We start from the raw sequence: 21,843 nt of genomic DNA, 5'->3' as shown, positions 1-21,843 counted from the left end.
TCAGACCTTTTGCGAGATGCGCAGCGCCTGCGCCAGATCGTCGATGATGTCGCTTGCCGTCTCGATGCCGACCGACAGCCGCACCAGCTCTTCACCGATGCCGGCCGCCTTGAGCTGCTCGGGATCCATCTGCTGATGCGTGGTCGACGCCGGGTGGATCACCAGTGTCTTGGCGTCGCCGACATTGGCGAGATGGCTGATCATGCGCAAGCTTTCGATGAACTTGCGCCCGGCGGGCCGCCCGCCCTTGATGCCGAAGGAGATGATCGAGCCGGCGCCGCGCGGCAGCAACTGCTTGGCGAGCTGATAGTCCGTATGCGTCTCCAGCGAGGGATGCAGCACCCAGTCCACGGCCTTGTTGGACTTCAGTGCTTCGAGCACGAGATGCGTGTTCTGCATGTGTCGGTCCATGCGCACGCCGAGGGTCTCGACGCCCTGCAGGAGCTGGAATGCGTTGGTCGGCGACAGGCAGGCACCGAAATCGCGCAAACCTTCCGTGCGGGCGCGAATGATGAAGGCGCTCGTGCCGAACTGCTCGTCGAAGACGATGCCGTGATAGCCGCCATAGGGTTCGGTCAGCACGGCGAACTTGCCCGATCCGCGCCAGTCGAACCGGCCTCCGTCGATGATCGCGCCGCCGATCGCGATGCCGTGGCCGCCGATCCATTTGGTGGCCGAATGCATGACGATGTCGGCGCCGAGCTCGATCGGACGGCTCAGATATGGCGTGGCGAAAGTGTTGTCGATCAGCAGTGGGATCTTTGCCTCATGGGCGATCGCCGCAACCTTCGGGATATCGAGCACTTCCAACCCGGGATTGCCGATGGTCTCGCCGATCACGAGCTTCGTGTTCGGCCTAATCGCCGCGCGGAACGCTTCGAGATCGCGCGGCTTGACGAAGCTGGTGGTGATGCCGAAGCGCGGCAGCGTGTGCGCCAGCAAATTGATGGTGCCGCCATAGAGCGAGCTCGACGCCACGATGTGGTCGCCGGCGCTCAGCAGCGTCGCGATCGCCAGATGTAGCGCGGCCATGCCGCTCGCAGTGCAGATCGCGCCGACGCCGCCTTCGAGCGCCGCGAGCCGCTCCTCCAGCACGCCGGTGGTGGGGTTGGAGATGCGGGTATAGATGTGGCCGGCGCGCTCCAGATTGAACAGCGCCGCGGCGTGGTCGGAATCCTGGAACACGTAGGACGTGGTCTGGTAGATCGGCACCGCCCGGGCGCCGGTCGCGGGATCCGGGTGCTGGCCCGCATGCAGGCTCAGGGTCTCGAAGGCAGGCGGTTTTGGCGCGGGCATGCGTGGCCTCGTTTGGTCGGTCGGTGGTGGGGCGTTGTGCCATAAAATGGAGTGCGAAGTCAGCCCATTGACAGCCCACACAAGAGGTCGTCATGGCCGGGCTTGTTCCGGGCATCCACGTTCTTCGTGCCGCGAGGAAAGGCATGGATCGCCGGGACAAGCCCGGCCATGACGCTGCGGCAGATCCAGTGCCTTCAACGCGAAGCGCACATGCGGTGCACTCTCCGAACGAGAGAGAGCTACCCCCCGATCGCCTGCTCGATGATCCGTGTCTCCCGTAGCAAGATCTCCGCCACCTCCTGCTCGCGTCTTGGCCCGAGCCTCGTGCGAACGGCGGAGACCGTCATCGCTGCGGCCGGCTGGCCATCCGGCGTCTTGATCCAGGTCGAGATCGATTTCGTGCCCTGGATGAGGCCGATCTCCCTCATGCCGTATCCCAGCCGTCGCGCTGCAGTGACCTCGCCGACGACCGTCGCCACGTCGGTCTTGTAGGCCTCGAACCGCTTCTCGTTGGCCGCGACGATTTTTCGCGCGTCCTGCGCCGGCATCGCGGCGAGGATGGCGATGCCCGCGCTGGAGACGCCGAGCGGCCGCCGCGCGCCGACCTCGATCGACAGCACCTGGATCGGGTAGACCCCGATCCTGCGATCGACGCACAGCGTGTCGTTGCCGGTCCGCACCGTCAGGAACAGCGTGTCACCGATCTCGGCGGAGGCACGCTGCAGCGACGGATTGGCGGCGATCAAAAGCCGCGACGGACGGGGACGCGCCAGCGCGAGTTCCGGCACCTGATTGCCGATCGCGTAGCGGCCGGTTCGCTCGTGCCGCTCGACGATGCCCTCCTCGATCAACACGTGGATGATGCGATGCACGGTCGGACGGGTGAGGCCGGTTGTGCGCACCACCTCGGCCAATGGCACACCGTCCTCGCGGCCTGCGGCAAGAATGCGCAGGACGGTAAGCGCGCGGCGGATCGCCTGCGCGCCCTGTCGCGGTTCCAGTGCGCCGCGGCTGGCTTTCGGGGGACGTGTCTTGTCCATAATATGGACAAGAACGCCACAATTCACTCGACAGGTAAAGCGCTCATCTGGAGATTGCGCGGCGATTGGGCGCCAGGCGCAACGTCAGGCGTTCGAGTTCAATTGGAAGCGCCGTCGGGAGGTTAACATGAGATTAATCTGGATTGCCATAGCTGCTGCAGCCGCGATGCTGGCGGCGCCCGCATCGGGCCAGCAATGGCCGGCCCGCAGCGTCAAGCTGATCGTGCCTTATCCCGCCGGCGGCAACGTCGACAGCGCCGCGCGCATCGTCGCCGACAAGCTTCAGGAAAAGCTCGGCCAGCCTTTCATCATCGAGAACAAGGCCGGCGCCGGCGGCATGATCGCGGGCGAGGCCTTCGCCAAGTCGGCGCCCGACGGCTACACGCTGTTCGTCGGCGCCAACGGTCCGGTGCTGTTCGCAACGGAGATCAACAAGCGCGAGGCCTATAATTGGAAGAAGGACTTCCTGCCGATCTCGACCATCTCGATGACACCTTTGGTGCTTGAGGTGCATCCGTCGGTACAGGCGACGAACTTCAAGGAGTTCATCGACCTCGCCAAGCGCGAGCCCGGCAAGTTGACGATGGCCTCGCCTGGTCCCGGCACTACCAACCACCTGCTCAGCGAGCTGATGCAGTCCAATCTCGACCTGCAATGGGTCACCGCGCATTACCGCGGCAACGCGCCGGCGATCAACGACCTGCTCGGCGGCCAGGTGCAGTTCGCGTTCGACCAGCTCACGGTCAGCCTCCAGCACATCAAGGCCGGCCTGTTCCGCCCGCTCGCCGTCACCAGCCCGCACCGTCTGAAGTCGCTGCCTGATGTGCCGACCTTCACCGAGCTCGGCTACAAGGACTTTGACGGCCAGACCTTCACCGGCCTGTTCGCGCCCGCCGGCACGCCGGCAGCTGTCGTTGAGAAGCTGCACGAGACGCTGGTCGCGATCCTGAAAGACCCCGGCGTGGTCGACAAGTTCGAGAAGCTCGGCGGCGAAGCGACGGCGATGACGCCGGACGAGTTCAAGGCCTATCTCGAGCGGGAGGATGCCAAATGGATTCCGGTCGTGCGCAAAGCCAACATCAGGGCGGATTGATCGATGCGGATCGACCCCAGCGAGCACGGTGCGGAGCGCATCTATCGCCTGATGACCGGCATCGTGGTGCCGCGCCCGATCGCGTGGGTCACGAGCCTGTCAGCCACGGGCGTGCTCAACCTCGCGCCGTTCAGCGCCTTCACCTTCGTCTCCCAGAAGCCGCCGATGCTCGCCATCAGCGTCGGCCGCAAGGGTGCCGATTACAAAGACACCGCGCATAACATCCTCGATACCGAGGAATACGTCATCCACATCGCCGATACGCCGCTGATGCAGGCCTTGCACGACAGCTCGGTCGAGCATCCGCCTGAAGTCAGTGAGGTTGAGCATCTCGGGCTCGAGACGGTCGCGAGCGAATGCATCAAGGTGCCGCGGCTCGCGGCCGCGCCGGTCGCGATGGAATGCCGCTTCCGCCAGTGCCTGGAATTCGGTGATGCCAAGAGCCGGCTCATCGTCGGCGAGGTCGTGATGTTCCATTTGCGCGACGGCCTCGTCAACGACGGCAAGGTCGAAACCAGGGCACTCGATCCGATCGCACGCATTGGCGGCCCGCGCTACGCCCGGCTCGGCGAGATCGTGACGCTGAATACCGTGTTCCAGACCCCCAAATCGAAAGACTGAGCGCAGGCCGGTCGCCGGCCAGGCCGCCTCAACGTCATCGGAGGAAACGACAATGCGACTCCTGAGCTATCTCCTGGACGGCGAGGCGCGCTATGGCGCGGCCGTCGAAGGCGGCGTGGTCGATCTGACCAGGCGGCTCGGCCGCGACTATTCGGATGTGAAGGCGCTGATCGCGGCCAACGCACTCGCCGATGCGCAGGAGGCCGTCGCCGGACAAAAGCCGGACTACGCGCTGGACAAGCTCGTGCTGCTGCCGCCGGTGCTGGCGCCGGAAAAGCTCTGGTGCATCGGCGTCAACTACGCCGAGCGCAACGCCGAATACAAAGACAATTCCGACCTGCCCAAATATCCCAGCCTGTTCGTGCGCAGCATGTCGTCGATGACCGGCTCCGGCCAGCCGCTGGAGAAGCCCAAGGTTTCCGATCAGCTCGACTATGAAGGCGAGCTGGTCATCGTGATCGGGCAGGGCGCCCGCCACATCCCGCGCGAACGGGCGTGGTCGCACATCTTCGGCATGACCTTGTGCAACGAAGGCACGATCCGCGACTGGCTGCGCCACGGCAAGTTCAACGTCACGCAGGGCAAGAATTTCGACCGCTCCGGCAGCATCGGCCCGTGGATCGTCACGGCGGGCGAACTCGACCCGCGCGGTCCGCACGACATCGTCACGCGCGTCAACGGCGAGGTGCGGCAGCAGGACACGACCGAGCGGCTGATGTTTCCGTTCGATTTCATCATCTCCTATCTCTCGACCTTCGCCACTCTGAAACCCGGCGACATGATCGTGACCGGCACGCCGACGGGGGCCGGTGCGCGCTTCGATCCGCCGCGCTGGCTGAAGGTCGGCGACGTCGTCGAGGTCGAATCCAGCCGCATCGGCGTGCTGCGTAACACGGTCGCGGCGGAGCAATAAGCAATGCTGGATATTGCCACGATCGAACGCCTCGCCGCGCGCCTCGATGAAGCCGAGCGCACGAAATCACTGATCCCGATGTTCACAAAGGAGTATCCCGATTTCAGCATCGAGGACGCCTACGCCGTCCAGCGCGCCTGGACCAAGCTGCAGCTCGGCCGCGGACGCATCATCAAGGGCCACAAGATCGGCCTGACCTCGAAAGCGATGCAGAACGCGGTCGGCATCAACGAGCCGGATTACGGCGTGCTGTTCGCCGACATGTTCTATGCCGACGCCACGCCGATCCCGTTCGACCGCTTCCACGCGCCGCGAATCGAGGTCGAGCTCGCCTTCGTGCTGAGGGCGCCGTTGCGCGGACCGGATTGCACCATCTTCGACGTGCTCAACGCCACCGACTACGTGACCCCCGCGCTGGAGATCCTGGAGACGCGCATGCACCGCGTCGATCCCGAGACCGGCAAGACGCGCAAGGTGATGGACACGATCTCCGACAACGCCGCCAATGCCGCGCTGGTGCTCGGAGGCCGGCCGATCCGCCCGATGGATGCCGATCTGCGCTGGATCGGCGCGCTGCTGTTCCGCAATGGCGAGGTCGAGGAGACAGGGCTTGCGGCCGGCGTGCTCAACCATCCCGCCAACGGCATCGCCTGGCTCGCCAACCGCCTGGCTCCGCATGACGAGCATCTCAAAGCCGGCGAGGTCGTGCTGGCGGGATCGTTCACGCGGCCTGTCGACATCCGCCGCGGCGACACCTTCCACGCCGATTACGGCGCGTTCGGCTCGGTGTCGTGCCAATTCGTTTGAACCAACGAGAAGAGGGAGCCCACCATGAGTGGCCACACGCGGCGCAAGAGCATCCATATCGGCGGCTTCAAGCACGCCAATCCGATTCCGAACGCCTGCCGCATCGGCAATCTCGTGATGTCCGGCGTCATCCTCGGTCGTGACGCGGCCGGCGTGATGCCGGAGAGCCTTGATGCGCAATGCGCCAACATGTTCGCGCATATGAAGGCGACCGTGGAGGCCGCCGGCGGCACCACCGACGACATCATCAAGATGACGGTGTGGCTGAAGGACCGCACGCAGCGCGGCCCCGTCAACGTCGAATGGCTAAAAATGTTTCCGGACGAGCATTCGCGCCCGGCGCGTCATGCGCTGCCGATGGACAATATGGATGGCGGCGCGCTGGTGCAGTGCGACTTCACCGCCGTGATCGACTGAAGGAGCGCTTGCATGCCGACCTATCTGCCGTTCGACCCCAATCCGCGCCGCCCGATCAAGGCACCGCCGCCCAAAACCGTCGACAGCCAGTTTCACGTGCTGGGCCCGGTCGACAAATATCCGGAGCGTCCCGGTGCGGCCTATCGGATGCCGACCGCGACCTGGGAAGCGGCGCTGCGCATGCACAAGCAGCTCGGCATCGAGCGCGGCATCATCGTGCAGACCACGACCTACGGCGCCGATCATGCCGTCGTGCTCGACGGGCTCAAAGCGATGGGCCCGAACTATCGCGGTTGCGCCAATGCGCTGGTGTTCGCGGAAGCCAGCGACTCCTATCTCGCCAAGCTGCATGATGCCGGCGTGCGTGGCGCGCGCTTCAGCTTCCGCCAGGAGCTCGGCGCCGTGCTGTCCGATGCCGACTTCGCCCGCGCCATCGCCCGCATCCGCGAGCTCGGCTGGTACGTCAAGATCCAGCCCGAGAAGGACGGCATCATCTCCAGCGTCGCCAAGTACGAGAACCTCGACGTACCCGTGCTGATCGACCACATGGCGCGGCCCGATCCGCAGGCCGGCAAGGACGATCCGAATCTGCGCAAGATGCTGGAGCTGCTCAAGAAGGGCAATTTCTGGGTGATGCTGTCGCTCGGCGAGAAAACCTCGAAGGCCGGCGCGCCCTATGACGACGTGATCCCGATTGCGCGCGCCTATATCGAAGCGGCCGTCGACCGCTGCGTCTGGGCCAGCGACTGGCCGCATCCGGTCTCCGTCAAGCAGCCGCCGAACGACGCCGATCTGCTCGAGCTGATGTACCGCTACGCGCCGGACCAGGCTGAGCTGGAGAAGATCCTGGTGCACAATCCGGCAAAGCTGTTCGGCTTTCCGGATTGAAACACGCAAGTCGCGCCTTCATCGTCGCGACAGTCGGGCCCTCACACCGGCTGCTTCGCCAGCCGATCCCGCACCTCGGCTGCGATCTCGAACGAGTGCAGTCGCGCGGCGTGATCGTAGATCTGCCCGGTGGTGATCAACTCGTCCGCGCCGGTCTCGGCAATCAGCGGCTTCAGCTTCGCCTCGACCATATCGGGCGAGCCGACTGCCGAGCAGGACAGCGACTGGTCGACCATGGCCTTCTCGGCCGGTGACCACAGCGCGTCCATATCGTCCACCGGCGGCGGCAGCGGCCCGGGCGTGCCGCGGCGTAAGTTGATGAACTGCTGCTGCAGCGAGGAGAACATCCGCTGCGCCTCGACGTCGCTGTCGGCGGCGAACACGTTGACGCCGACCATCGCATAGGGCTTGTCGAGCTGCGCCGATGGCTCGAAGCGCGCGCGATATTCACGCAGCGCCGGCATCATCATCTGCGGCGCGAAATGCGAGGCAAACGCGAATGGCAGCCCGAGCATCGCGGCAAGCTGCGCGCCGAAGGTGCTCGATCCCAAAATCCACAGCGGCACCTTCGTCCCCATGCCGGGCACGGCGCGGATCGCCTGGTTCGGCTGCGCCTCGCCGAGCAACGCCTGCAACTCCAGCACGTCATGTGGAAAATTCTCGGACGTGGTGGCGAGGTCGCGCCGCAGCGCCCGCGCGGTGAACTGGTCGGTGCCCGGCGCCCGTCCGAGCCCGAGATCGATCCGCCCGGGATAGAGCGATTCCAGCGTGCCGAACTGCTCGGCGATGACCAGCGGCGAATGGTTCGGCAGCATGATCCCGCCGGAGCCGACGCGGATCGTCTTGGTGCCGCCCGCGATGTGGCCGATCACCACCGACGTCGCCGCGCTCGCGATGCCGGTCATGTTGTGGTGCTCGGCGAGCCAGAACCGCTTGTAGCCCCAGCCTTCCGCATGCCGGGCGAGATCGAGCGAGTTGCGGAACGCCTGCGCGGCGTCGCCGCCCTGGCGGATCGGGGCGAGGTCGAGCACGGAGAAGGGGATCATGGGAAATACCGGCGGGAGGGAGCTGTGCCAACACATGTAGTGTCGGCCCGCCGGATGGGTAGGGCATTGGCGAGACCTATCATGGTTCATCGTCGAACGAGGCTTGCTGGGTCCGTTTTTGCTCTGCCCATTCTACCGCTGCTTGCCGCAGTCGGTGACGGCGCGTATCCTCGCCCGATGGCTGTTGCTGCCCCCGATCTGAAAGCGTTCCTGCTCGCGACGCCGTTCTTCGGCGGTCTTTCCGAGCCAGGCATCGACCTCTTGATGTCGATGCTGGTCGAGCGCCGCTTCGATGGCAACGCCATCGTCGTGACGGAAGGCGAGCCGGGACGCTCGATGTTCATCGTCAAGTCCGGCCGGCTCGCGGTGAGCAAGCGGGCGAATGCGGGCAGCGTCATCCCGATTTCAGTTCTGGAGCGTGGTGATTTCTTCGGCGAGATGACACTGATCGAAATGCAGAACCGCTCCGCCACGGTGGTCGCGGAGGTGCCGACGGTGCTGTACGAGCTGACCGCCAAGAATCTCTACGCCTGCTACAAGGCCGACATCCACGCCTATGTGATCGTGCTGCAGAACATCAATCGCGAGCTGTGCCGGCGCCTGCGCCGGGCCGACGAACGATTTGCGGGGCGGCGTCGCGAGGACGGTTGATCACATCTACTGGGTTGGATGGTTTGAGCTGCGCAGGACGGGTAGAGCACCTGCGAAACCCATCAAGCTTCATCATCCCCGCAAGACTTCGACGGGTGTGTCGCTTCTGCCTTCGCTCCTTGAGCTGCGGCGGACAAGTCGCTCTACAGCAACGCCATCGTGTGCAGCGAGTTTCTATGAAAGCCGAAGGCAACGATGCCGGAGAGAAGCAACACAGTCCCAGTCACGATCAGGCAACACGCAAACACAATCGGAGCCTCTGGTTCGTCATCCACGGCAAGGAGGATAATAGATAAAATTTTACCGACAATCGAAAGGAAGAATTAACCTTACCTGCGCGGCACAATCGCGACCCGTCGGCAAATTCTCCTTTTTAGAAATACTCCACTCCGACGAAATTTTGATTTGCAGCATTATCCCGCCATCCCGGCCGGCCTTCCCTGCGCCTCCTCACTTCAAGAGGGCGAAAAGAGGAGAGCAAACCTCGGGAATGCTGCTGCCGCACAGGATCGGGCTTAGGCAGCTGTTCTGATTTGACATTGATCTTATCGAATTCTGCAGCGGCAATCGCGCCAGGGTGCCGCGGACCGCACCGGCAACCAGCTGGTTCGAATATCTTAACCGCCGCCCAGCTATCTTTCGAAATTCAACCCTCGGATACGTCTTGAGCGCCTACATGAACAGGATGCTTATCGGCTGTGCGGTCCTCTTGATCGGCGCTGTTGCGGCCGGGGCCTCTCTTGCCAAGAAGCAGGCGTTTCTTGAATCGCATCGCCGGAGCCGGCAAGTCATCCTCCATTACACGCTGTCCCGGGTCGATAAGCCCATCATCGTTGTCGGCGATAGCGTCGTCGAGGCCTCTGCGCTGCCGCGCGAACTCTGCGGCCATCCGATCGTCAATGCCGGCCTCGACGGCGCCTCGACAACGAGCGACCTGGGCAATTGGCTGATGGATGTGCTCGACGGGAGACCTGCTGCCGCGATCGTGATGGCTTTGGGAATCAACGATGCGCTGGGAGCTGCGCGTGACTTGCCGCAGTTCAAGGCGAATTACAGCGCATTGTTGGCGCAGCTTTCGGAGACCAAGGCCCGTCTTGTGGTGCTGGCGGTTCCGCCGCTCGAGGTTTCAACTCGCCTGACCGCCGAGGCGCAAACGAAAGCGATGCGCCTGATCGAGAGTTACAATTCCGCTCTACCCGAGCTCGCTTTGCGTGGCGGCGCGACCTTTGCCGCGCTGCCGCCCATGCCAGCGCCGCACACGATCGACGGGGTGCATCTGAACGCCGTCGGCTATCAGACGTGGAATCAAGCCGTCTTGCAGGGAGCATCCGTGCTATGCAGCACGAATTGACGCCAGCGGTTGCTCCTGATCAGGCAAACAAGCTTCTCGGATTGGAGCTGCTGCGCTTCCTGACGGCTTTTGCGATCCTGGTGTTTCACTATCGCCAATTCGCCTTCGTTGGTGACAGGGAAGTGGGTCTTGTCCGGGATCAGCTGCCGCTCTATTGGCTGCTGGCGCCATTCTATGGCAGCGGCCCCTATGCCGTCCGGATGTTCTGGTGCATCAGCGGCTTCATATTCTTCTGGAAGTATCGCGACGCCATCGCCGATCGGGTGCTTGATGGCTGGAGGTTTTTCGTCCTGCGGTTCTCGCGGCTCTACCCGTTGCATCTTGCGACGCTTCTGCTCGTGGCGCTGTTGCAGCCATTATATTTCAAGGCCAATGGATCGTTCTTTGTCTATCAAGACAACGATTTCATGCATTTCGTGCTGCAGTTGTTGATGGCCGCCAACGCGACGTCTCAGGATGCGCTGAGCTTCAACGGTCCGATCTGGTCGGTATCGGTCGAAGTGCTGGTCTATTTCTTCTTCTTCGTCATGTTGCTGGCGACCCGTTCCTGGTTGCTCAATGTGGCGCTGATCGCCATCAGCCTGACGATTCCTGGAGAGATCGCCGACTGCTTTGCCTTCTTTTACGCTGGCGGGCTGGCGGCGATGGCGCGCCAATCCTTGCGGTCGTCGCCCGCTCGTGCGCTGGCAGTCGAAAGCGCGGGCTGGATTGCTGTCGTGTCCTTGATCTCAGGGTATTGGCTGACGGGCGGCCGGCTGGAATCGCTCGGCTTGTTGCTGCTTCTGATCTGTACGCCGATGCTGCTTTATAGTTTCTCTCGCGACGTCGTGTTGCCGGCCTGGCTTCAGCGGGTTGTCGAGGCGGCCGGCAACGTGACTTATTCAAGCTATCTGCTGCACTTTCCAATTCAGTTGGCGATCATGCTGGGCTTTTCTCTGATGCAAGTCCCGGTTCCCCTCTATGACGGCGCGTTCTTCGGAATGTTCATCGGCGCCACGCTGCTGGCGTCGCATCTCACCTACCGCTATTTTGAAGAGCCGGCGCAGCGGCTCATCCGTGCCTCGTTGTTGCCGGCGCGCGCCGAGGCGATCCGCCGCCCCGCCATGGCCTGAGCACGCAGCGGTGTTTTGCAGTCATTCCTTAACCAACAAACTCAGCCCTGGCTGGACTCCGTCCCATGTTTACCCGACCTTAGATGCACTCAACCATAAAGCGACGATCCGCTCATTGCGGCGCCAATCGGGAACGCGGTAGCTTGCAAGCCTCGCATCGGAGGTCAGAGGGCCGAAATGTCCGCGCTTGAGGTTTGGAACGGTCTTCGAGCCGGCGGCGAGACGTCGAAATCGGCATATCTCGGCGGACACGCCATCTACATTTTCCTGATTTCGTTGGCCTGCCTCTACTACGCAGCAAATGCACAGCTCTTGCTCGGCCACTATGATCTAGGGTGGCACTTGGCCGCCGGAGATCTCATCAGGGAGAGAGGCAGCATCCCGTTTCAGGATCCCTGGGCGTTCACCCTTGGCGACAAGCAGTGGATCAATCTCTCCTGGCTTTGGGATGCGATTGCCAGCGTGGTCTATCAGTACACGGGCTTTGGCGGCATCGCGATTCTGGTCGTCGCCTGTGGCGCGATCATCGTCGGCTGTCTGACGTGGATCACCTTGGGCAGCGGGGCCTCCGCGCCGGCGGTTTGCACGGCCGTGTTGGCCGCTTCAGTGTTCTATCCGGCCTTTGCGACGCCGCCGAATATCTATCTCGCCGCATCGCCGAACACGTCGACAATGCTTCTCTCCGTGGTTTTCTACGCGTCATGTCTGAGGAAGACGCGATATTTGCTGCCGCTCCTCATGATCCTCTGGGCGAACCTGCACGGCGGCTTCGTGATGGGCCTCTTGATCATCGGACTGTTTGGCGGCGTGGCGCTGCTTCGCCGCGACTGGGTGAGCTTCAGATACCTTGGTTTCACCGGCGTTGCCTGCCTCGCCGCCACCCTCGTCAATCCGCTCGGCTGGCACATTTACGTCGGTGTCATCGAGACACTTGGTCACTTCGTGCAGGCCTACATCACCGAATGGAGGCCATACTTCGAGAACTTCCAGGTTCCCGGAAGCATTGCCGGCCTGGCCTACATCTTGATCTTCGTCGCGCTCGAGCTGCGCAACGGACGCTCGGTTTCCGTTCCCTTGGAGGCAAGGCTGTTCTCTTGGCTGTTCTTGGGCCTGGGATTCTACGAGTACAGGTACATGTCCTTCTTCTACCTGTTCTCGACCATTCCGCTCGCGCTGCACTTCGATCTGATCCTGCCAAAGCGGCTGAAAGTGCTTGCCGCGGAGGGCTATCTTTTCACCTCGGGTATCGTCGTCCTTTGCGCGCTGCCATTGGTGTTCATGTTGAAGGCACCAGCTCTTACGTTCTCGGACGATTTGATCTCGGATCAGGACGCCGCTTACTTCAAGGCAAATCTTTCGCATGCGCGCGTTCTGAATCATTGGAACGTCGGTGGCCCTCTGATCGCCCGCGCGCATGGCGCTGTGCCTGTGTTCATTGATGGCCGGGCAGCAACCGCCTATCCGGATTCGCTGCTGCGCGACTATTTCAGACTCGCGACTTGGAACATCGACGAGTCCGCTTGGGCCGAAGTTCTCGAGAAATATGAGATCGATGCTGTGCTTTGGCCGACGGCACATGACGTGCTGAGACGCTTCCTCGTCGACAAGCGCGGCTGGAAGGAACAGTATGTCGGCATGCACGAGACGCTTTATGCCAAGCCGTGACCGGCGGTGACGTCTTGCGTCCAGAAACGGACGCGCCGATCGTCGGGGACCGCGTGCCTTGCACCGCCCGTGGCTTCCCACGGCACTCCCCAAGGGCCTGTCCCTCACTCGGGACCGAACGTCCAATGAAATCGATGTTCCCAGCGGGATGAATGGTGCTGCCAGACAGGATTGAACTGTCGACCTCTCCATTACCAATGGAGTGCTCTACCACTGAGCTACGGCAGCATGTGCTGGTGAAGAATCGGGCGCCCGAGGGGCCCTGCCAAGCGGGCCGATATCTGCCACAAGCCCCCCTCCTGCGCAAGCTTGCTAGGCCTGTCAAAACGAGAAAATCGGGCCGATATCAGGGCCAAAATGCCCATTTTGGCGCGAAACCACCAACTTCCCGCTGATTCGGGGGCCGATATCCCCGGCCAACTGGCCAGTTGCCTCAAGGCTCGGAGTCGCTCCATTTCGCGTTTCGCACGATTGGATCGAGCGGGGCTCTTGAGCTGCCACGTTCGTTGGGCATGTTATGCCCAGATCCCGTGAATGGACCTGTCCGTGATGGCTGACGAGACCGACAAGAGTGCGAGACAGGCGAAGGTGTCCCGCGACGACCGGCTGAAATCGGCGCTGCGCGAAAACCTGAAGCGTCGGAAGCTGCAGGCGCGCGAACGTGCCGCGAGCACTGAGCCCTCGCAGAATGAAGATGGTTCCCTAAATGAGGGGGCCGCCGGGAAAGCCGGCAGCTGGAGCGAGTGAGAATGACGATGGGGCAGGACGGAGAGCAACGAGCTGGTGGTGACGTGCAGATGTCGCGCTTCACCCGTCCCGAGCAGACCTTTCCGGCGCTGACGCCGGCCGAGATCGAGCGCATCAGGCATTTTGGCGAGATCCGCAATTACGCCGACGGCGAGTTCCTGTTCGAGACCGGCAAGCCCGGGCCGGGCATGTTCGTCGTGCTGAAGGGCCATGTCGCCATCACCCAGCGCGACGGTCTCGGCCACGTCACGCCGGTGATCGACCAGGGGCCGGGGCAGTTCCTGGCCGAGCTCAGCCAGCTGTCGGGACAGCCGGCGCTGGTCGATGGCCGCGCCGAGGGCGATGTCGAGACGCTGCTGCTGCCGCCGGACCGGCTGCGCGCGCTGCTGGTCGCGGAGGCCGAGCTAGGCGAGCGCATCATGCGCGCGCTGATCCTGCGACGGGTCAACCTGATCCAGGGCGGCATCGGCGGTCCCGTGCTGATCGGCCCGTCGCATTCGGCCGGCGTGGTGCGGCTGCAGGGCTTTCTCACCCGCAACGGCCAGCCGCATCATCTGCTCGATCCCGAGCGCGACCGCGACGGCGCCGAAGTGATCGCGCGTTATTCACCGAAGCCGGAAGACTGGCCGCTGGTCGTCACCGCCAGCGGCGCGGTGCTGCGCAATCCCAACGAGACCGAGCTTGCGCGCGCCATCGGCATGATCGGCGGCGCCAAGGACGACCGCATCTACGACGTCGCGGTGGTCGGCTGCGGGCCGGCCGGCCTCGCCACCGCCGTGTATGCGGCATCCGAAGGGCTGTCCGTCGCCGTGCTCGACATCCGCGCCTTCGGCGGCCAGGCCGGCGCCAGCGCGCGCATCGAGAACTATCTCGGCTTTCCGACCGGCATCTCCGGCCAGGCGCTGACTGCGCGCGCCTTCACCCAGGCGCAAAAATTCGGCGCCGACATCATGATCCCCGTCACGGTGAAATCGCTCGACTGCGAGCGCAAGGACGGCGCGTTTTCGGTGGCGCTCGAGGGCAGCGATCCCTTGCGCTCACGTTCGGTCGTGGTCGCGAGCGGCGCGCGTTATCGCCGGCCTGCCATCGAGAGTCTCGACAAGTTCGAAGGCCGCGGCGTTTGGTACTGGGCCTCGCCCGTAGAGGCGAAGCTCTGCGCCGGCGAGGAGGTGGCTCTGGTCGGCGCCGGCAATTCGGCCGGCCAAGCCGCCGTGTTCCTGTCGGGTCACGCGAAGCGCGTGCTGATGATCATCCGCGGCGGCGGCTTGGGCGCCAGCATGTCGCGCTATCTCATCGAGCGCATCGAAGCGACGCCGAACATCGAATTGATGTTCAACACGGAGATCACCGCGCTCGAAGGCGACGAGGCCGGATTGCTGCGGCGGCTCCGCTGGAAGAGCCGGCTGTCCGACGACGAGGACGCAGCCGACATCCGCAATCTCTTTCTGTTCGTCGGCGCCGATCCAGCCACCTCCTGGCTCGATGGCTGCGGCGTGACGCTCGATCGCGGCGGGGTCGTCGTCACGGGCGCGCAGTCCGAGCAGAACCAGGGCCGGCTGGTGGCGCCGCTGGAGACCTCCGTGCCCGGCGTCTATGCCGTCGGCGACGTCCGCTCCGGCTCTGTCAAGCGCGTCGGCGGCGCGATCGGCGAGGGCGCCCAGGTCGTGGCCTCCCTGCACGGCTATCTCGGCGACGCCGCAAAACCGGCGCTTTAGTCAAGAAGAAGACAAGCGGATGGCAAGTGGAATATGGCTTGCCATCCTGACATGTCCCACAGACTATCCCCTCATCCTGAGGAGCCGCGCAGCGGCGTCTCGAAGGATGAAGGCCCGGATGCAACAGCCGAGCCTGCATGGTTCGAGACGCGTGCTTTGCACGCTCCTCACCATGAGGATCTACAGAAAAAGCGCTCAATCGGGAGGACTAAATGGCTGAAGTCGTCGTGCTCTACAAAACGCCCAAGGATGCTGCCGCCTTCGACAAATATTACGCCGAGACGCACATTCCGCTCGCCAAGAAACTTCCCGGGCTGAAGAACTACGCCGTCAGCAAGGGGCCGGTCGCATCGCCCGCAGGTCCTTCCGGAATCCATCTCGTCGCCATTCTCACCTTCGACAGCGTCGCCGACGTCCAGGCGGCATTCGGCAGCCCGGAGGGCAAGGCGACCGGCGCCGACGTGCCGAAATTCGCCAGCGGCGGGGGCGACATCCTGATCTTCGACACCAAGGACGTGTGAAGGATCGCTTCAACTCTCGTCGAAGCCGCGATCTCGCAGCCCGGATTTCGCTGCGCTCCCTCCGGGCTGAAAACACCAAGCTGCCGTCGCTTGTGACAGCGGTGAAAAAACAGCCATGCGTTTGTCGATTCGCACGATGACGCATGGCTTCGCACCTGCAAGTGATGACAACGCAGGTGGCAATCCCATGAGGTCCGTAATACTACTCTCGTCACCTCAATGCTGAGAGTAGGAGAGATGTCATGGTTCTTGGGTTGAGCCTGCCCGCCTTCACGATGGTCCATGTCATCATCAGCCTGATCGCCATCGCCGCGGGCCTCGTCGTGATGTTCGGCCTGCTCGGTTCGAAGCCGATGCCGGCTCTCACCGGCATCTTCTTGGCCTTCACGATCCTAACCAGCGTCACCGGCTTCCTGTTTCCGTTCAAGGAGCTGCTGCCCTCGCACATTATCGGCATCATCTCGCTGGTGCTGCTCGCGATCGCCTGCGTCGCGCTGTACGCCATGAAGCTCAGCGGCGTCTGGCGTCCGGTCTACATCGTGACCGCGATGGTCTCGCTCTATTTCAACGTCTTCGTGCTGGTGATCCAATCGTTCCTCAAGGTGCCGGCGCTCGCCGCACTCGCGCCCGCCGTGCCGCCGGCGCCGCCGTCGGGTCCGGTGTTCGCGGTGGTGCAGGGCTTGGTGCTGGTGTTCTTCGTCGTGCTCCCCGTCGGCGCCTGGCGGCGTTAAAAGCCGATGACGTTTGCCTGATCGCTGACATCTCGTCGTCGTTGTTCCGGGGCATCGCGCAGCGATGAACCCGGAATCTCGTGCCTCAATCCGGCTTTGCGCGTCGCGCGCCCCGGCATGACATCTCACACTCAAGGAGTCCCACAATGCCCACCATCACCACCAAAGACGGCGTCGAGATCTTCTACAAGGATTGGGGAAGTGGCCAGCCGATCGTGTTCAGCCACGGCTGGCCGCTGTCGTCGGACGACTGGGACGCGCAGATGATGTACTTCGTCACGCGCGGCTATCGCGTCATCGCCCATGACCGCCGCGGTCATGGCCGCTCGGCGCAGGTCGCCGACGGTCACGACATGGATCATTATGCCGACGATCTCGCCGCCGTCACCGCGCATCTCGACCTCAAGAACGCCATTCATGTCGGCCATTCCACCGGCGGCGGCGAGGTGGTGCACTATATCGCGCGCCACGGCGAGAGCCGGGTGACGAAGGCGGCGATCCTGTCCGCAGTGCCGCCGCTGATGGTGCAGACCGCGGCCAATCCCGGTGGCCTGCCCAAGAGCGTGTTCGACGGCTTCCAGGCTGCGCTTGCCGCCGGCCGCTCGGTGTTCTACCGCGACATCGCCGCGGGCCCGTTCTACGGCTACAACCGTCCGGGCGCAAAGCCCTCGGAAGCGGTGATCGATAACTGGTGGCGCCAAGGCATGATGGGCGGTGCGAAGGCGCATTACGACGGCATCGTCGCGTTCTCGCAGACCGACTTCACCGAGGACCTGAAGAAGATCAACGTGCCGGTGCTGGTGATGCACGGCGACGACGACCAGATCGTGCCTTACGCCGATTCCGCGCCGCTGTCGGCGAAGCTTCTGAAGAAAGGCATCCTGAAGACCTACAAGGGTTTTCCGCACGGCATGCCGACCACGCACGCCGAAACCATCAACGCGGACCTGCTGGCGTTTTTCAGGGACTGAGATGCGACTCACACCCTCATGAAGGGTGCGTCGCATTTGGATTTAACAGGGATATCTGCGGGCTTGGCCGGCCTCTCCTGCTTGCGGGAGGGGCCGGCGCGCTCGCGGAGCGCGGCGGGTCAGGGCTCTCGCTGCGAAGTGATGCCCCGTGCCGCACGAAGGACTTCGCCACGGCCGCCATGCTGCGGGATGTCTCGGCGCCGTCGACCTGCGTATCGTTCGGCGAGATCGCGGTCGCCGCATGAGCGGCGGCGCGATCCAGCCCTTGCACGGCGCCCGTTCCAAGACGGCCTGGGTGCAGGCGATCTATAGCGCAACCTGGCCGCTCTGGTCGGTGCTGCGTCGGCTGTCGCCGCGGCTCGTCACCTCGACCAAGCAGATCGGGTGCGCCATGATCCGCGTCGCCGGGGAGGGGGATCCACGGAAGGTGCTGGAAATGGAGGATATCAATAGCCTCTAGCCCGCCGGCCCGTTAGTTTGTGTGGAAATTTCGGGGCCTGCGCGCGTTGAGCCCTGTCCACTCCGAGGGAGAAGCGTCGGCGATGTCGCCCCAGCTCAAACTGATCGCGCTCGACGCCGACGATCTCGCCGTGATCTCGACCCATGTCCAGGACGCCCGCGTCCAGGCCTCCGACATCATCTGGCGACAAAGCGAGAAGCGGCTCGTGGTCGGGATGAGCCGGCTGGACTGGGAGCAGACGCTGGAGGGCGAAGCCGAGCCGCGCCGGCTGGTCGCCGCGCTCCGCTTCGACCGCGTGCTCGCCTGCAAGTCGCGCAACATCGACCTCAATGCTCCCGACAAGGTCCTGGACCTCGTCGGCATCGAATTTCACCCGAGGGGCGGGCGCAGCGAGGAGCCCGCCGGCAGCGCCCTGCTTTTGTTTGCCGAAGGCGGTGCCATTCGGCTCGACGTCGAATGCCTGGAATGCGAGCTGACCGATCTCGGGGCGGACGCGCTGGGAACGGGGGTGGAGATCGAGGGGGAAGGCTGAGGTGGCATGCCAATCACGGGTCCCCTGTCCTCGCCGGGACGATCCCAGGGGCGACGGCCCGGTCCCAAGGGTTGACGCCGCTTCCTCGCCGCGCCATTGAGCAGGGGACCTGGTGCGCCATTCCGCCCCAAAGACCAGCCAGAAGCCAAGCCAGACATGCCCGTTCGCCTCGACCGCAGCAGCGCCGATTTTGACCAGCGATTTGCGGCCTTCCTCGCCGCCAAGCGCGAGGTCTCGGCCGACGTCGAGGCCGCCGCGCGCGCCATCGTCGACGACGTGGCCAGGCGCGGCGATGTCGCCCTGCTCGAGGCCACCGCGAAGTTCGACCGCCTGAAGCTGGATGCATCCGGCCTGCGCGTCACGGCCGCCGAGATCGAGGCCGCGGTGAAGGCCTGCGATGCCGCGACCCTGGATGCGCTGAAACTCGCGCGCGACCGCATCGAGACCTATCATCGTCGCCAGCTGCCGACGGATGAGCGCTTCACCGACGCGCTCGGCGTCGAGCTCGGCTGGCGCTACACCGCAATCGAATCGGCCGGCCTCTACGTGCCCGGCGGCACCGCGGCCTATCCGTCCTCGGTGCTGATGAACGCAGTGCCCGCCAAGGTCGCCGGCGTCTCGCGCCTCGTGATGGTGGTGCCCTCGCCGGACGGCAAGCTCAACCCGCTGGTGCTGGCGGCCGCGCATCTCGGCGGCGTCACCGAGATTTACCGCGTCGGCGGCGCGCAGGCCGTGGCTGCGCTGGCGCACGGCACCGCAACGATCGCGCCGGTCGCAAAGATCGTCGGCCCCGGCAATGCCTATGTCGCCGCCGCCAAGCGGCTGGTGTTCGGCAAGGTCGGCATCGACATGATCGCGGGGCCATCCGAAGTGCTCGTGATCGCCGACGACACCGGCAATGCCGATTGGATCGCCGCCGACCTGCTGGCGCAAGCCGAGCATGATGCCAGTGCGCAGTCGATCCTGATCACCGACTCGGCGCGGCTTTCCGCCGATGTCGAACAGGCGGGCGAGGCGCAATTGAAGACGCTGCCGCGCGCGGCGATCGCCGGTCCCTCCTGGGCCGATTTCGGCGCCATCATCATGGTGAAGAACTTGGGCGAGGCCATCCCGCTCGCGGACGCCATCGCCGCCGAGCATCTCGAGATCATGACCGTGGATCCCGACGCGCTCGCCGCCCGGATTCGCAATGCCGGCGCGGTGTTCCTCGGGCCGCATACGCCCGAGGCGATCGGCGATTATGTCGGCGGCTCCAACCATGTGTTGCCGACGGCGCGCTCGGCGCGATTCTCCTCGGGCCTGTCGGTGCACGACTTCATGAAGCGCACTTCCATCCTGAAATGCGGGCCGGACCAGCTCCGTGCGCTGGGCCCGGCCGCGATGACGCTCGGCAAAGCGGAGGGGCTGGACGCCCATTCGCGCTCGATTGGATTGCGCCTCAATCTGTCATGACAAAGCCGCCCGAACAGGACGACTCCAGCAATCGCATCGTCGCGGTCACCCTCGACGAGGACTCGATCGGCCGTTCCGGGCCCGATATCGAGCACGAGCGGGCGATCGCGATCTACGATCTGATCGAGCAGAATTTGTTCGCGCCCGAGGGCGCGGAGGGGCAGGGCCCGTTCACGCTGCACATCGGCATCACCGGCAATCGGCTGATGTTCGACATCCGCCGCGAGGACGGCTCGCCCGTCGTCGCGCATCTGTTGTCGCTGACGCCGTTCCGGCGGATCGTGAAGGACTATTTCATGATCTGCGACAGCTACTACCAGGCGATCCGCACGGCGACCCCCGACAAGATCGAGGCCATCGACATGGGCCGCCGCGGCATCCATGACGAGGGATCACGCACGCTGCAGGAGCGGCTGAAAGGCAAGGTGCGGGTCGACTTCGAGACCTCGCGCCGGCTGTTCACGCTCATCACTGTCCTGCACTGGAAAGGCTGATCACGGATGGCTGCGCCCTCACGCGCAAGCAATCCGCAGTCCGTGCTGTTCGCCTGCGCGATGAACAGCGTGCGCTCGCCGATGGCCGAGAGCCTGTTGCAGCACATGTTTCCGCAGGGCCTCTACGTCAAATCGGCAGGCACCAGAAAGGGCGAGCTCGATCCGTTCGCGGTTGCCGTGATGGCCGAGCTCGGCCAGGACATCTCCGCCCACAAGCCGCAGACCTTCGAGGAGCTGGAGGATTGGGAAGGGCTGAATTTCGACCTCATCATCACGCTCTCGCCCGAGGCGCACCACAAGGCGCTGGAGCTGACGCGGACGCTCGCTGCCGACGTCGAATATTGGCCGACGCAGGATCCCACCACGATCGAAGGCAGCCGCGACCAGAAACTGGCGGCTTACCGCGAGGTCTGCGACCAGCTCCTGCTGCGCATTCGCCGGCGGTTTGCCAAGGTCGGCGCGGCGAGCGGGTAGCGTTCGGCACCCGTAACACCGGCGTCATAGATTGAGGGCACAGCGAGGTCGGACACCTCGAATCAGCAAAGTCCGGGTTCCCGGGTTGTGAAATCAGCCCCCTTCCGATAGGTTCCGCGCGCAATTCACCCCTGCTTCATCCCCCAAATCACCTGATGCTCGGCCGCCCCAAATTCGTACTTGCCTCCGGTTCGCCGCGTCGGCTGTCGCTGCTCAACCAGGCCGGCATCGAGCCGGACGCGCTCCGGCCGGCCGACGTCGACGAGACGCCGAAGCGGGGCGAGCTGCCGCGTGCCTGCGCCAATCGGCTCCCGCGGGCCAAGGCCGACGCGGCGCTGAAATCGGTGCAGCTCGACGACGAGCTGAGGGGCGCTTTCATCCTCTCCGCTGACACGGTGGTGGCGGTCGGCCGCCGCATCCTGCCCAAGGCCAACCTGGTGGACGAGGCCGCCCAGTGCCTGCGGCTGCTGTCGGGTCGCAACCATCGGGTCTACACCGCGATCTGCCTGGTGACGCCGCGTGAGGCCTTCCGCCAGCGCCTGGTCGAGACCCGCGTCCGCTTCAAGCGCCTGTCGGAGGACGACATCCAGGCCTATATCGGCTCCGGCGAATGGCGCGGCAAAGCCGGCGGCTATGCGGTGCAGGGCATCGCGGGCTCCTTCGTGGTCAAGATGGTGGGGTCCTACACCAACGTCGTCGGCCTGCCGCTCTACGAGACCACCACGCTGCTTGGCGGCGAGGGCTTTCCGATTCGCTTTGGCTGGCTCAATTCCACTGCGGTGTGAGCCGACCGACCGCGGCTCAACAAGAATCGCGAAAACAACCCCATGCACAGTAGAATGGCCG

The 21,843-nt window shown here is 64.2% G+C and carries 23 protein-coding genes, 1 tRNA gene and 1 pseudogene; 21 read left to right on the top strand and 4 right to left on the bottom strand.

The window, feature by feature from the left end:
- Both X268_RS29620 and X268_RS29610 read right to left on the bottom strand, forming a co-directional pair.
- On the bottom strand, positions 1-1,296 hold the full coding sequence (locus X268_RS29620; protein ID WP_128928216.1) for an O-acetylhomoserine aminocarboxypropyltransferase: 1,296 nt from the start codon (positions 1,294-1,296) through the stop codon (positions 1-3).
- Between the two features lie 239 nt (positions 1,297-1,535).
- Positions 1,536-2,336, bottom strand: coding sequence for an IclR family transcriptional regulator (locus X268_RS29610; RefSeq protein ID WP_164937990.1), 801 nt, complete (start codon positions 2,334-2,336; stop codon positions 1,536-1,538).
- Between the two features lie 127 nt (positions 2,337-2,463).
- On the opposite strand from X268_RS29610, the gene X268_RS29605 reads away from it, so the two are divergent.
- From X268_RS29605 to X268_RS29580, 6 genes are read left to right on the top strand one after another with little or no spacing between them, the layout of a single operon-like run.
- Positions 2,464-3,429, top strand: a complete 966-nt coding sequence (locus tag X268_RS29605; protein ID WP_128928213.1) for a Bug family tripartite tricarboxylate transporter substrate binding protein — start codon at positions 2,464-2,466, stop codon at positions 3,427-3,429.
- Positions 3,430-3,432: 3 nt separating this feature from the next.
- Complete coding sequence (locus X268_RS29600) at positions 3,433-4,050, top strand: flavin reductase family protein (RefSeq protein ID WP_128928212.1); 618 nt, start codon at positions 3,433-3,435, stop codon at positions 4,048-4,050.
- 52 nt (positions 4,051-4,102) lie between these two features.
- On the top strand, positions 4,103-4,963 hold the full coding sequence (locus X268_RS29595; protein ID WP_128928211.1) for a fumarylacetoacetate hydrolase family protein: 861 nt from the start codon (positions 4,103-4,105) through the stop codon (positions 4,961-4,963).
- Positions 4,964-4,966: 3 nt separating this feature from the next.
- Complete coding sequence (gene hpaH, locus X268_RS29590; RefSeq protein WP_128928210.1) at positions 4,967-5,770, top strand: 2-oxo-hept-4-ene-1,7-dioate hydratase; 804 nt, start codon at positions 4,967-4,969, stop codon at positions 5,768-5,770.
- 24 nt (positions 5,771-5,794) lie between these two features.
- Complete coding sequence (locus tag X268_RS29585; protein WP_128928209.1) at positions 5,795-6,187, top strand: RidA family protein; 393 nt, start codon at positions 5,795-5,797, stop codon at positions 6,185-6,187.
- A 12-nt stretch (positions 6,188-6,199) separates the two neighbouring features.
- Positions 6,200-7,075: an amidohydrolase family protein gene (locus tag X268_RS29580; RefSeq protein ID WP_128928208.1), complete on the top strand. Its 876-nt coding sequence runs from the start codon at positions 6,200-6,202 to the stop codon at positions 7,073-7,075.
- A gap of 41 nt (positions 7,076-7,116) precedes the next feature.
- On the opposite strand, the gene X268_RS29575 is transcribed toward X268_RS29580, so the two are convergent.
- Complete coding sequence (locus X268_RS29575) at positions 7,117-8,121, bottom strand: LLM class flavin-dependent oxidoreductase (RefSeq protein WP_128928207.1); 1,005 nt, start codon at positions 8,119-8,121, stop codon at positions 7,117-7,119.
- Positions 8,122-8,298: 177 nt separating this feature from the next.
- Here X268_RS29575 and X268_RS29570 point away from each other — a divergent pair, with 177 nt between their 5' ends.
- The 4 genes from X268_RS29570 to X268_RS29555 all read left to right on the top strand — a co-directional run bounded on the left by X268_RS29570 (position 8,299) and on the right by X268_RS29555 (position 12,900).
- On the top strand, positions 8,299-8,772 hold the full coding sequence (locus X268_RS29570; protein WP_128928206.1) for a Crp/Fnr family transcriptional regulator: 474 nt from the start codon (positions 8,299-8,301) through the stop codon (positions 8,770-8,772).
- A gap of 664 nt (positions 8,773-9,436) precedes the next feature.
- Positions 9,437-10,123 carry an SGNH/GDSL hydrolase family protein gene (locus X268_RS29565; RefSeq protein WP_128928205.1) on the top strand — a complete coding sequence of 229 codons (687 nt, stop codon included), beginning with the start codon at positions 9,437-9,439 and terminating at the stop codon, positions 10,121-10,123.
- Entirely contained in the window at positions 10,108-11,235 is a 1,128-nt protein-coding gene (locus tag X268_RS29560) for an acyltransferase family protein (RefSeq protein WP_128928204.1), read from the top strand. The genes X268_RS29565 and X268_RS29560 overlap by 16 nt, the downstream gene beginning before the upstream one ends.
- Positions 11,236-11,511: 276 nt before the next feature.
- A complete protein-coding gene (locus X268_RS29555) occupies positions 11,512-12,900 on the top strand; it encodes a hypothetical protein (RefSeq protein ID WP_245477702.1) in 1,389 nt (462 codons plus the stop codon).
- A 153-nt stretch (positions 12,901-13,053) separates the two neighbouring features.
- Here X268_RS29555 and X268_RS29550 read toward each other — a convergent pair.
- Positions 13,054-13,128 (bottom strand) — tRNA-Thr (locus tag X268_RS29550).
- Between the two features lie 321 nt (positions 13,129-13,449).
- Between X268_RS29550 and X268_RS29545 the strand changes: the two genes are divergently transcribed.
- The 11 genes and pseudogenes from X268_RS29545 to X268_RS29495 all read left to right on the top strand — a co-directional run bounded on the left by X268_RS29545 (position 13,450) and on the right by X268_RS29495 (position 21,782).
- Positions 13,450-13,647: a hypothetical protein gene (locus X268_RS29545; protein ID WP_128929428.1), complete on the top strand. Its 198-nt coding sequence runs from the start codon at positions 13,450-13,452 to the stop codon at positions 13,645-13,647.
- Positions 13,648-13,655: 8 nt separating this feature from the next.
- Positions 13,656-15,362: an FAD-dependent oxidoreductase gene (locus X268_RS29540; RefSeq protein ID WP_128929427.1), complete on the top strand. Its 1,707-nt coding sequence runs from the start codon at positions 13,656-13,658 to the stop codon at positions 15,360-15,362.
- A 212-nt stretch (positions 15,363-15,574) separates the two neighbouring features.
- Positions 15,575-15,883, top strand: coding sequence for an EthD family reductase (locus tag X268_RS29535; RefSeq protein ID WP_128928202.1), 309 nt, complete (start codon positions 15,575-15,577; stop codon positions 15,881-15,883).
- 242 nt (positions 15,884-16,125) lie between these two features.
- Positions 16,126-16,614, top strand: a complete 489-nt coding sequence (locus tag X268_RS29530) for a hypothetical protein (protein WP_128928201.1) — start codon at positions 16,126-16,128, stop codon at positions 16,612-16,614.
- Between the two features lie 146 nt (positions 16,615-16,760).
- Positions 16,761-17,585 carry an alpha/beta fold hydrolase gene (locus tag X268_RS29525; RefSeq protein WP_128928200.1) on the top strand — a complete coding sequence of 275 codons (825 nt, stop codon included), beginning with the start codon at positions 16,761-16,763 and terminating at the stop codon, positions 17,583-17,585.
- Between the two features lie 250 nt (positions 17,586-17,835).
- Positions 17,836-18,045 (top strand): annotated as a pseudogene (locus X268_RS29520) (epimerase); the annotation flags it as partial.
- Positions 18,046-18,127: 82 nt separating this feature from the next.
- Entirely contained in the window at positions 18,128-18,577 is a 450-nt protein-coding gene (locus tag X268_RS29515; protein WP_128928199.1) for a DUF2948 family protein, read from the top strand.
- Between the two features lie 156 nt (positions 18,578-18,733).
- Positions 18,734-20,029 carry a histidinol dehydrogenase gene (gene hisD, locus X268_RS29510; protein ID WP_128928198.1) on the top strand — a complete coding sequence of 432 codons (1,296 nt, stop codon included), beginning with the start codon at positions 18,734-18,736 and terminating at the stop codon, positions 20,027-20,029.
- On the top strand, positions 20,026-20,523 hold the full coding sequence (locus X268_RS29505; protein WP_128928197.1) for a UPF0262 family protein: 498 nt from the start codon (positions 20,026-20,028) through the stop codon (positions 20,521-20,523). Before hisD ends, X268_RS29505 begins: the two co-directional genes overlap by 4 nt.
- 6 nt (positions 20,524-20,529) lie before the next feature.
- The gene (locus X268_RS29500; protein WP_128928196.1) at positions 20,530-20,997 is read left to right on the top strand and encodes an arsenate-mycothiol transferase ArsC; all 468 of its coding nucleotides are present in this window, start codon (positions 20,530-20,532) and stop codon (positions 20,995-20,997) included.
- Between the two features lie 155 nt (positions 20,998-21,152).
- Positions 21,153-21,782: a Maf-like protein gene (locus X268_RS29495; protein WP_128928195.1), complete on the top strand. Its 630-nt coding sequence runs from the start codon at positions 21,153-21,155 to the stop codon at positions 21,780-21,782.
- Positions 21,783-21,843: the final 61 nt, after the last annotated feature.

It is taken from the genome of Bradyrhizobium guangxiense, from assembly GCF_004114915.1.
Lineage (GTDB): Bacteria > Pseudomonadota > Alphaproteobacteria > Rhizobiales > Xanthobacteraceae > Bradyrhizobium > Bradyrhizobium guangxiense.
Note: the sequence above shows the minus strand (reverse complement) of the source record. Positions and strands in the feature narration are given on the sequence as shown.

Bases quoted from the DNA above. Each gene is read 5' to 3' on its own strand.
- X268_RS29620 (WP_128928216.1), bottom strand. From the start codon at position 1,296: ATGCCCGCGCCAAAACCGCCTGCCTTCGAGACCCTGAGCCTGCATGCG.
- X268_RS29610 (WP_164937990.1), bottom strand. From the start codon at position 2,336: ATGGACAAGACACGTCCCCCGAAAGCCAGCCGCGGCGCACTGGAACCG.
- X268_RS29605 (WP_128928213.1), top strand. From the start codon at position 2,464: ATGAGATTAATCTGGATTGCCATAGCTGCTGCAGCCGCGATGCTGGCG.
- X268_RS29600 (WP_128928212.1), top strand. From the start codon at position 3,433: ATGCGGATCGACCCCAGCGAGCACGGTGCGGAGCGCATCTATCGCCTG.
- X268_RS29595 (WP_128928211.1), top strand. From the start codon at position 4,103: ATGCGACTCCTGAGCTATCTCCTGGACGGCGAGGCGCGCTATGGCGCG.
- hpaH (WP_128928210.1), top strand. From the start codon at position 4,967: ATGCTGGATATTGCCACGATCGAACGCCTCGCCGCGCGCCTCGATGAA.
- X268_RS29585 (WP_128928209.1), top strand. From the start codon at position 5,795: ATGAGTGGCCACACGCGGCGCAAGAGCATCCATATCGGCGGCTTCAAG.
- X268_RS29580 (WP_128928208.1), top strand. From the start codon at position 6,200: ATGCCGACCTATCTGCCGTTCGACCCCAATCCGCGCCGCCCGATCAAG.
- X268_RS29575 (WP_128928207.1), bottom strand. From the start codon at position 8,121: ATGATCCCCTTCTCCGTGCTCGACCTCGCCCCGATCCGCCAGGGCGGC.
- X268_RS29570 (WP_128928206.1), top strand. From the start codon at position 8,299: ATGGCTGTTGCTGCCCCCGATCTGAAAGCGTTCCTGCTCGCGACGCCG.
- X268_RS29560 (WP_128928204.1), top strand. From the start codon at position 10,108: ATGCAGCACGAATTGACGCCAGCGGTTGCTCCTGATCAGGCAAACAAG.
- X268_RS29545 (WP_128929428.1), top strand. From the start codon at position 13,450: ATGGCTGACGAGACCGACAAGAGTGCGAGACAGGCGAAGGTGTCCCGC.
- X268_RS29540 (WP_128929427.1), top strand. From the start codon at position 13,656: ATGGGGCAGGACGGAGAGCAACGAGCTGGTGGTGACGTGCAGATGTCG.
- X268_RS29535 (WP_128928202.1), top strand. From the start codon at position 15,575: ATGGCTGAAGTCGTCGTGCTCTACAAAACGCCCAAGGATGCTGCCGCC.
- X268_RS29530 (WP_128928201.1), top strand. From the start codon at position 16,126: ATGGTTCTTGGGTTGAGCCTGCCCGCCTTCACGATGGTCCATGTCATC.
- X268_RS29525 (WP_128928200.1), top strand. From the start codon at position 16,761: ATGCCCACCATCACCACCAAAGACGGCGTCGAGATCTTCTACAAGGAT.
- X268_RS29515 (WP_128928199.1), top strand. From the start codon at position 18,128: ATGTCGCCCCAGCTCAAACTGATCGCGCTCGACGCCGACGATCTCGCC.
- hisD (WP_128928198.1), top strand. From the start codon at position 18,734: ATGCCCGTTCGCCTCGACCGCAGCAGCGCCGATTTTGACCAGCGATTT.
- X268_RS29505 (WP_128928197.1), top strand. From the start codon at position 20,026: ATGACAAAGCCGCCCGAACAGGACGACTCCAGCAATCGCATCGTCGCG.
- X268_RS29500 (WP_128928196.1), top strand. From the start codon at position 20,530: ATGGCTGCGCCCTCACGCGCAAGCAATCCGCAGTCCGTGCTGTTCGCC.
- X268_RS29495 (WP_128928195.1), top strand. From the start codon at position 21,153: ATGCTCGGCCGCCCCAAATTCGTACTTGCCTCCGGTTCGCCGCGTCGG.